Genomic DNA, 10,337 nt, shown 5'->3' with positions numbered 1-10,337 from the left:
ACATCATTTTAAACTCATAACTATAACGCATAAAAATACCCTCCTTACTGGTTGTCCAGTAAAGAGGGTACATATCACCTGCTCACCGCCGTTTTTATGTTTGATACACTGTTTATTAAAAAGCATCTAAATATATCTCTTTTAACTCCACTGCGAGTTATACAGATCCGCATAGAATCCATTCTGCGCCATGAGCTCGTCATGGTTACCTTGCTCTATGATGTCACCGTCCTTCATAACAAGGATTATGTCTGCATTCTTGATGGTTGACAGTCTGTGGGCTATGACAAAGCTTGTCCTGCCCTTCATCAGATTGTCCATGGCTCTCTGAATCCTGTGTTCTGTTCTCGTATCGACTGACGATGTAGCCTCATCGAGGATCAGGACCGGATTGTCAGCAAGAATTGCTCTTGCGATAGTTAAGAGCTGTTTCTGTCCCTGGGAGATATTTGTTATCTCCTCATTGAGCTCCATGTTGTATCCACCCGGAAGTGCCGAGATAAATCTATGTGCATGAGCTGCCTTTGCCGCTGCGATAACTTCCTCATCCGTAGCGTCCAATCTTCCATATCTGATATTCTCCATGATAGTGCCCTTGAACAGCCATGTATCCTGAAGCACCATGCCAAATACATCCCTGAGTTCACGCCTGTTGAAGTCCTTAATATTGTGTCCGTCCAGAAGTATAGCACCGCCATTCACGTCGTAGAATCTCATGAGCAGCTTGACCATGGTGGTCTTGCCCGCTCCGGTAGGTCCGACTATGGCTACCTGCTGTCCCGGTTTTACATGGGCTGAGAAATCCTTGATGATGATCTGATCCGGATTGTAGCCAAACTTTACATGTTCAAATGTAACTTCACCCTTGATTCCCTCTGTGGATACAGGATTCTCTACTATCTGCTCCTCTTCTTTCTCTTCAAGAAGTTCAAATACTCGCTCAGCGGCTGCTGCCATCTGCTGCATCATATTTGTGACCTGGGCAACCTGCTGAACTGGCTGTGTGAGGTTCTTCACGTACTGTATAAATGCCTGGATATCACCTATCTGGATAGTTCCTCTGATCGCCAGAGCCGCACCTGATATGGCAACTGCCACATAGCCCAGATTACCGACAAACATCATAATAGGCTGCATCAGTCCTGAGAAGAACTGTGACTTCCATGCTGACTTGTACAGAGTCTCATTTGTCTCATGGAACTCTCTTCTAACGTCGTTCTCCTTATTGAACGCTTTTATGACATTGTGTCCGCCATACACCTCTTCAACCTGACCATTTATGTGTCCCACGTATTCCTGCTGCTGCTTGAAGAATCTCTGGGATTTCTTGATGACAAACATCATGAGCATGATACTTATCGGAAGTATCAGCACTGATATAAGTGTCATAAGCGGGCTGATCGTGAGCATCATCACTATTACACCGATGACTGTGCTAACCGATGTGATGAGCTGTGTGATACTCTGGTTCAGACCATTTCCCATGGTGTCTATATCGTTTGTGATCCTTGAAAGTACCTCGCCATAGGTTCTGCTCTCAAAGTAGCTCATCGGCATCCTGTTGATCTTCTCGGACACCTCACGTCTCATCCTGTAGCACACCTTCTGTGTGATACCGGTCATGATGAAGCCCTGTACAAAGCTAAATGCCACACTCAGCACATACAGACCAAGACAGAACAGCAATATCTTACCGATATACGTGAAATCAATTCCGCCGTTGCCTGTTATCTTGTTCATGATCCCCTCGGACAGGGCTGTTGTCGCCTTGCCGAGCACCTTCGGACATACTACGTTGAATACCGTACTTCCAATTGCAAATATAGCAACGACAACAACCGCTGCCTTGTACTTGCCTATGTATCTAAATAACTTTCCTATCGTTCCCTTGAAGTCCTTGGCTTTCTCGCCGCCCATCATAGGACCGTGACCTCTTCTAGGGCCTTTGAAACTTCTCTGATTATTTGTCTGATTCTGTTCTGCCATGTCCTACACCTGCCTTTCTGAGTCAGTTCCAAGACTGGCCGCTATCTCCGATGGAGAAAGCTGCGACTCGGCTATCTGCCTGTACTCCTCACAGGTCTGCAAGAGTTCCTTGTGAGTTCCCTTGCCGACTATCGTACCCTCGTCAAGCACAAGTATCTGATCTGCTGAGAGTATAGTGCTTACACGCTGTGCAACGATAAATACCGTGCTGTCATTTACGTGCTCGCCAAGCGCCTTTCTGACTGCCACATCCGTCTTGAAATCAAGCGCCGAAAAGCTGTCGTCAAATATCAGGATCTTCGGCTTTCTCGCTATGGCTCTGGCTATAGCAAGACGCTGTTTCTGACCGCCGGACACATTTCCACCACCCTGAGCAACCGCACTGTCGTAACCATGCTCCTTCTCCTCTATGAAGTCGGATGCCTGGGAAATCTCAGCTGCAAGCTTGACATCTTCATCAGATGCATCCGGCGCGCCGAATCTTATATTGGATGCAATCGTTCCTGAGAACAGAATTCCCTTCTGCGGAACAAAACCGATATTCTGTCTCACGCTCTCCATGGTGAGGTCTCTTATATCCTGTCCGTCTATTGTTATCGAGCCCTCCGTAACATCATAGAATCTCGGGAGGAGCTGAACCAGTGTACTCTTACCACAACCGGTACTTCCTATGATCGCCGTAGTCTGTCCAGGCTTGGCCTCAAATGAGATATTCTCAAGTACATTCTCATCTGCGCCCGGATATGCAAATGCGACATTGTCATACTTTACGACACCCCTTGGTGCTTCAAGCTTCTTTGCTCCGGCTGCATCCTGAACTGTCACATCCGTATCTATGATCTCCTGTATTCTGTCTGCTGCCACGCTGGCACGAGGGAGCATGACTGACATCATGCTGAGCATAAGGAATGACATAATGATAAGCATTGTATATGTAATAAATGCAGTCATTGATCCTACCTGAAGGACACCCGCATCGATCTTGTGGGCTGCCACCCACTCTATAAGTATGCTTATTGCATACATGATGAACATGAGTATAGGCATTGCAAATGTCATGACTCTGTTGACGAACAAGGTGTTCTTCGTCAGGTCTTTATTTGCCTCATCGAATCTCTCTTCCTCGCGTTCCTCTCTGCCAAATGCCCTGATAACCGGGATACCTGTAAGTATCTCTCTTGACACAAGGTTTACTCTGTCCACCAGTGTCTGCATAACTTTAAACTTTGGCATGGCAATGACCATAAGCGTTCCCATGAGGATCACAACTGCTGCTATACCGATGAATATTACCCAGCCCATTCCGGCTCCGTTCCCAACAACCTTGACGATTCCTCCAATAGAAAGTATCGGTGCATATAGAACCATTCTGAGCATCATAACTGTAACCATCTGTATCTGCTGGACATCATTTGTAGATCTCGTTATAAGAGATGCAGTTGAGAACTTGTTGATCTCAGCATCCGAAAATGCGATAACCTTGTTGAACACCTTCTCTCTGAGTCCGCAGGCAACGCTTGCCGCAACCCTTGACGCCACAAGTCCTATGAGAACCGCAGCTGCTGCCATGAGAAGTGACATTCCAAGCATCTTCACCGCTGCCCACTTCAGATATGACATCTGTCCTGCCTTATAATCGTAGCCAAAGCTGTCATAGCATATCCTTGTACATGCGATGGCTGTGGATTCCATATAATCCTCCCCCATGCTATCGAGCATGCCGTCAACCGTAGGTTTCATCTGTTCACCGATCTGCGCCCACATCTCCTCCGGCATCTCGTCAAGGGTGATTCCCATCTTATCAAGTCCTGCCTTGATCTCATTGTCCTCGTCAGAGTTCACCATCTGATATGGATAGTAATACATCATAAGCCCCTTCATACAGGCACTATCCACTTCGTCTATGTGTTTCTCGCCGTCTTCTGTCAGGTAATAATAACCATCCGAACCATCTTTATAATATTTCTTCCATACGGCTTTCTCATCGTCATCCATAAATCCGTCTATCACTTTGTAGGCTTTCTCCGGGATCTGTTTCGGACTGCAGTTCTCTATACCGTAGTTCTGTATACCGGTATCTATGAGCTTTGAGGTGTAGTCCGGAAGTGACAGATCACAGTATGCCTGCAGAACGAGAAGCAGGGCTATGATAATGACCGACTTCCAATACGGCTTCAGATTTCTGAATATCTGCATGTCATTTCCTCCTTGAACAATTATTGATCAGATGAATGTATCCCCCTCTAGTCTTTCTATGTGCACAACATAACATCACCTGTACCGGATCGCTCCCGCTCATTTCGGCCTACAGCGGTACTAAGGACCGGTGGCCTCAAATGTCCTGTACAGGTGATGTTATGTTGTACACGTTAATATACATTATGCAGGGATACATTCATCTGATATCTACGCTTTCTTCTGACGGAGAAAATGCCATGCTTTAGCTGACGTTGTTTTCCCCTTTACATTTCCAAGCGTATTCTTACTTTATTTGAATATCTTTGAAAGTTTATCATTGCATATATTCTCAGTCAATTAAATATCTATAAAGATTTAATAATTTTTATGACAAAAAACCGGCAGCCGCTGTTCTCCAGCAACTGCCGTTTTTTCCGTTTCTTCCGCTCTCAATCTAAGCCAGCTTTATCCGCTCCGCCGCGTCCCTTGTTATCGCTAGTCTTTTTCCATTTGCCTTGATTATCACATTGCCAAAGTAAGACGATACGACCTGCACCTGATCTCCAGTCTCAAGCTGGCATGCGCCGAACAGTGATCTGTCCGCACAGTTCCAGGCTACCTCTCCTGAGAAACCGTTTACTGCATCTGATAATGACATCATAGTAACCACCCCTTCAAGATAATTGTTTTTATGAATTATATTATGTTTCAATGCACTATCCGATATGCAATTTATCTTTCGTTCCTTCTATTGTCTACACAATTATAACTCTTCAGGGTCGGTGCAAGTCAATTCTAATTGTTAGTATATGGGGCTAATCTTTCTTACACCGAACTAACTTGGATACACAAAAACCCCACCGACATCCGACTTACCATCAGACATCTGTGGGGTATAATGTTCTCAATAATTATTATCTCACACCGAATTACTCGATTACCTTAAGCCATCCCTCTGGGCCTTCGATTCTGCCCATCTGGATTCCTGTAAGAGTATCATACAGCTTCTGGATAACTGGTCCCATCTTCTCCATACCGCTTGGGAAACAGATCTCCTTGCCGTGATCGTTGATCTTGCCTACAGGTGAGATAACTGCTGCTGTACCGCACAGACCGCACTCTGCAAAATCCTTAACCTCATCGAAGTATACTTCTCTCTCCTCAGCCTCAAGTCCAAGGATATCCTTTGCAACTACCATCAGTGAACGTCTTGTGATCGATGGGAGGATACTGTTTGACTTAGGTGTAACTACCTTGCCGTCCTTTGTAACAAAGATGAAGTTTGCTCCACCTGTCTCCTCAACCTTTGTTCTTGTAGCTGCATCGAGATACATATTCTCATCGAATCCCTCTTTGTGTGCTGTAACTATTGCATGAAGGCTCATTGCATAGTTAAGACCAGCCTTGATGTGTCCTGTTCCGTGAGGTGCTGCTCTATCGAAATCTGAAACCTTGATTGTGATAGGCTTTGCACCGCCCTTGAAGTAAGGACCAACTGGTGTTGTGAGGATTCTGAACTGATACTCGTCTGCCGGCTTAACACCTATAACTGGATTTGAACCGAACATATATGGTCTGATATATAATGTAGCACCTGATCCGTAAGGTGGTACATAATCAATATTTGCCTTTACTGTATCTACTATTGCCTGTACAAATCTATCCTCTGGGAAAGGTGGCATCTCAAGTCTTCTTGCTGAGTCTGCCATTCTGCTTGCGTTGAGGTCAGGACGGAAACATACAACACGACCATCCTCTGTTCTGTAAGCCTTCATTCCCTCGAAAACTGTCTGAGCGTACTGAAGAACACCTGCGCACTCGTTTAATACTACGTTAGGATCCTCTGTGAGTGTACCCTCATCCCATGCTCCATCCTTATAATTTGCTACAAATCTCTTATCCGTCTGAACATAGCCAAATCCAAGGTTTGCCCAATCGATATTCTTCTTATCCATATCTACATCTTCCTTTCACTTTAGCTTGTGCTTTTTTGTATGTGTCTGTTATATCACATTATTTCGCCTTTTTCCATATGTATATTTAACATTTGCTTGAAAAATTAAGGTTTTTCTTCCAAAAACGGCTAATTTTTTCATGTTACAATGTACAATTTGATGATTTTCCCAAGTTACAAGCTTTCCTACTTCAACTTATTACCCTCTGAGAAAGCATCGCCAACCCTGTCGCCGAGTGCAAAATATCCATGTCCGATGGTGTCAAACACGATCGGATGGAACTCTTCATATGTGATCTCGCCGTCATCGCCCAGGATACGGTCGTCTGCAACAACATTTACAATCTCGCCGAGGAACTTGTCCCCGTCTATGATCTCCTTGAGCTTGCACTCCATTGTCAGTGAAAGCTCGTTGATGACTGGAGCATTTACAAACTCGCTCTTTCTGGTTGTAAAACCAGCCTTCTTCATCTTGTCTGGCTCGTCATTTGCCGACACGATTCCCACATAGTCACAGGCTGCCACATGCTCTGCATCAGCAATGGCAACTGTGAAAGCTTTGTTCAGCTTTATATTCTCGGTAGTCTTATGACTTCCAAGGTCAAATATGATCTCATTTGCTCCGACTATTCCGCCCCATGCCGCATTCATGACATTTGCATTGCCATCGGCATCGTATGTTCCGATCATCATGACCGGCTGTGGCACCAGCATAGGTTTTGCACCAAGATTCTTACTCATATTATCTGCCTCCTTAATTTGAAGAAACTTACCATTCTATTTTATGACTACTGCCATCTAAGGGCAATAATTTTTTGGCTAAAATAGTCTTACACAATGTACGACAGCAGTGAATATTGTTCATCGTAAGGCACGTTTATTTTATTATATTCCAAATGCATATTAGTACCGCCAGGAACAGCACATTTGCAAATGTGAAATATGCCAGATATCTTCCTCTAGCGCCCTTGTCCTGTATCGCCACGTATTTGAATGAGATCAGACTTGCCATGGATGCAATCAAAGTTCCGAGTCCTCCGAGATTGGTACCGACTATCAGATCTGTGTATTTATCTGTAAATCCCGACAATAACACCGCCGCTGGCACATTACTTATGACCTGACTTGCAAGTACTGATGTGATCATCTCATGCCCGCCAAGAACACTCTCCACAAATGTCCTAAATTCTTCTATTCTTCCCATGTTTCCGATAAACACGAAGAATCCCACAAATGTGAATATCAGCGAATAGTCTACCTTCAGCAGCAATCTTCTCTGGCATATAAGGACTACCACAAGCACTACCGCAAATGTCACCCAGTATGGGACGATTCGCGCCACGGTGAGCAATGACAACACAAAAAGTATGCAGTAAATTCCGACAAGCTTCCTGTCAACCTGTACATCTCCGTCCGAGAGTCTGATCTCAAGCTGCCTGTTTTTTCCTTTCATGCATACTATGACACATATTACAAGAAGCGCTGCCGATGCCACTGTATATGGCAGCATAAGCAATACAAACCTGCCTGCGCTGATCCCTACAAGTCCGTACAGATACAGGTTCTGCGGATTGCCTATGGGTGTCAGCATACTGCCAAGGTTCGCAGCTATGGTCTGGAGGGTTATCACCGGCACCATCCATCTGGTAAGTACTTCCTCTCCTGCCATACCAAGGACCGTGAGTGTCATCGGTACAAATGTTATGAGCGACACATCATTTGTGATAAACATGCTGAAAAAGAAACACATGAATATCAGGACAATTGTCACCGCCCGGAGCGAACCCATACGATTTATCATACTTTTCGCTATGATGCCAAACATCCCCTGCTGTGAAAATCCCGCGACCACTGTCATAAGACAGAAAAGTATCGCAAGTGTCCTGAAATCTATGTAGTCCACATACGCGCTGTCCGGAGACACGATAAATGCCGATATCACCGCCAGCAGAAGTGCCACGGTGAGCACTGTCTCTTTGCGGACAAATTCTCCGATTTTCTTTATACCCCCGATCATGGTCTGAATGTCCTGAGCGCCTCTATAGTCTTGGTGATCAATTCATCAAGTGACCAACCAAGCATATCTGCACCTCTTTCGATGACCTCCCTGGAGCATCCCGCAGCAAATCCCTTGCTCTTGTATTTCTTCTTAACTGACTTGAGTTCCAGATCTTGAACACTCTTTGATGGTCTCATAAGTGTAACCGCTCCGATAAGTCCTGTAAGCTCGTCCACAGCATAGAGAACCTTCTCCATCTCATGTTCTGGTTTTATGTCAACCGTGATACCATAGCCATGGCTTGCCGTCGCATGTATGATCCTCTCGTCAACACCGTGCGCTCTCATGATCTCCTGGGACTTGATGCAATGCTGCTCAGGATACTGTTCAAAGTCCAGATCGTGAAGCAGTCCGACTATTCCCCAGAACTCTTCCTCATCGCCATAACCAAGTTCCCTTGCAAAATACCTCATGGTTCCCTCTACGATCTGTGCATGCTCCAGATGAAACTCATCCTTGTTGTACTCTGTGAGTAATTCCCACGCTTCTTCTCTTGTCATCTTTTTATTCTCCTCGTATTATATAGTAGTAAATTTATTTCCTTGCATATCTCTTCATTTTTTGCAGAAAAAATTCACACGCCTCTGATTCTGTTTCAAACAAATTCAATCCCATATCTATCTAAGCAGTGCAGGTCTGCACACACGTGCCGACATCTGTTCCTTGAGTCCTGTGATCTTTGCGGCACACGTCGTCAAATTCGCCGCAGCATTTTCAGGCTTCATCGCCGTTCTCACCTGCTCCGGATCACTGTCATCTATCCCAAGCACATTGTTTACCGCATAGCACTCATTGAACACTCCTTCTTTGACGCAGTTCTCCGCGCCATCCCCAAGACATCCTCCTATGGCGATCACATATTTGCCGTGTTTCTTTGCAAGCTTTGCGACTCCCAATGGGGTCTTGCCCATCATGGTCTGGGCATCTATCCTGCCCTCACCGGTTATTACAGTATCCGCCCATTCTACGTCCGCCTCAAGCCCTGTCTCAGACAAAACTATATCAATTCCTGGCGTTAGTTTTCCGCCGAGGAACATGAGAAATGCATATCCGAGACCACCCGCAGCGCCGGCGCCTAGTGTATACCTGTCGAATTTTCCTGTTTCATTTTCACCTACAGGCTCTGTATCTACGTCAGTTTTTTCATATCCACAGTCAATAAGCTGTGCCGATTTGCTCAAACCTTCTACCGATTCTTCTACAATATCAGCATAATGCTTCATGTATTCTTCCATGAGCTCAACAGTCTCCGCATTTGCCCCCTTCTGTGGTGCAAATACCCGGCTGCATCCGAGCTCACCTACAAGTGGATTCGTCACATCACAGGCGATACGGAATGAACAGTGCATTAACTTTGATACAAATTCCACTTCGCCATCACCTGTCACACGAGAAACTTCAGCTTCTTTCTGGCCAGATTTATTGTCAATACCAAACATACCATCAGGTCTGATCATACGCTCCAGGACGCCAAGTCCCGCCGCTCCATATGGCACATCTTTCCCATCCGCATCAAGACAGTAAAATCCAAGAGCCTGAAGCATTCCTATCCCGCCGTCATTCGTTGCACTACCACCTATCCCGATGATAAAACGCTCACATCCCTTTGAAACGGCATCATTTATCATCTCACCGACACCATATGTAGTCGTATGCATCGGATCTCTCCGGTTCTCCGGAACAAGTGGAAGCCCCGCCGCCGCTGCCATCTCCATGACAGCAGTTCGCCCGTCTGCGGCATTATATATTGTATATTCCGCAGTGATCCTATCACCAAGCGGTCCGGTCACATAACATCGCTCTCTGCTGACACCATCTCTTCCATATATAAGAGCATCAGTAGTGCCCTCTCCGCCATCAGCCACAGGACGTACCCTGACCTCTGTATCCGGCAATATTGACTTTATTCCTTTTTTTATGGCATTCCCCGCTTCAAGACTCGTCATGCTTCCCTTGAAAGAGTCAACCGCCACAAGTATCTTCTTCATAATAACTCCTGTCTGTATACTGAAGCACCAGTCATCCATCTTTGTACATGGCTGAAGCTTCACATCGCCTTTGTATATTATAATACCATCTGCCTGTTTTGCACACCAAAAGTGGGGCGTATACAAAACTGTTGTTATGTTCTGTATACGCCCCGTTGTTCAAAATGATGTA

Annotated in this window: 8 protein-coding genes; all 8 read right to left on the bottom strand. The window is 45.4% G+C overall.

Features of this window, described 5'->3' with window-relative positions; translation table 11 throughout:
• Positions 1-141: 141 nt before the first annotated feature.
• The 8 genes from AB5150_RS12940 to AB5150_RS12905 all read right to left on the bottom strand — a co-directional run bounded on the left by AB5150_RS12940 (position 142) and on the right by AB5150_RS12905 (position 10,165).
• Positions 142-1,986 carry an ABC transporter ATP-binding protein gene (locus AB5150_RS12940; protein ID WP_015533450.1) on the bottom strand — a complete coding sequence of 615 codons (1,845 nt, stop codon included), beginning with the start codon at positions 1,984-1,986 and terminating at the stop codon, positions 142-144.
• Between the two features lie 3 nt (positions 1,987-1,989).
• On the bottom strand, positions 1,990-4,182 hold the full coding sequence (locus AB5150_RS12935) for an ABC transporter ATP-binding protein (RefSeq protein ID WP_015533451.1): 2,193 nt from the start codon (positions 4,180-4,182) through the stop codon (positions 1,990-1,992).
• 436 nt (positions 4,183-4,618) lie between these two features.
• Positions 4,619-4,825, bottom strand: a complete 207-nt coding sequence (locus tag AB5150_RS12930; protein ID WP_015533452.1) for a FeoA domain-containing protein — start codon at positions 4,823-4,825, stop codon at positions 4,619-4,621.
• Positions 4,826-5,093: 268 nt separating this feature from the next.
• The gene (locus AB5150_RS12925) at positions 5,094-6,119 is read right to left on the bottom strand and encodes a branched-chain amino acid aminotransferase (protein WP_004853734.1); all 1,026 of its coding nucleotides are present in this window, start codon (positions 6,117-6,119) and stop codon (positions 5,094-5,096) included.
• A 185-nt stretch (positions 6,120-6,304) separates the two neighbouring features.
• Entirely contained in the window at positions 6,305-6,859 is a 555-nt protein-coding gene (locus tag AB5150_RS12920) for a flavin reductase family protein (protein WP_015533453.1), read from the bottom strand.
• Positions 6,860-6,995: 136 nt separating this feature from the next.
• Positions 6,996-8,135 (bottom strand): SLC13 family permease, encoded by a 1,140-nt coding sequence (locus AB5150_RS12915; RefSeq protein ID WP_368291993.1) that lies wholly within the window; start codon positions 8,133-8,135, stop codon positions 6,996-6,998.
• Complete coding sequence (locus AB5150_RS12910; RefSeq protein WP_015533455.1) at positions 8,132-8,677, bottom strand: hypothetical protein; 546 nt, start codon at positions 8,675-8,677, stop codon at positions 8,132-8,134. Before AB5150_RS12910 ends, AB5150_RS12915 begins: the two co-directional genes overlap by 4 nt.
• Positions 8,678-8,794: 117 nt before the next feature.
• Positions 8,795-10,165, bottom strand: coding sequence for a glycerate kinase (locus AB5150_RS12905; RefSeq protein WP_070098468.1), 1,371 nt, complete (start codon positions 10,163-10,165; stop codon positions 8,795-8,797).
• Positions 10,166-10,337 lie beyond the last annotated feature (172 nt).

Origin of the sequence: Coprococcus sp. RTP21281st1_F1_RTP21281_210402 (assembly GCF_040915325.1) — a bacterium.
Lineage (GTDB): Bacteria > Bacillota > Clostridia > Lachnospirales > Lachnospiraceae > Coprococcus > Coprococcus aceti.
Note: the sequence above shows the minus strand (reverse complement) of the source record. Positions and strands in the feature narration are given on the sequence as shown.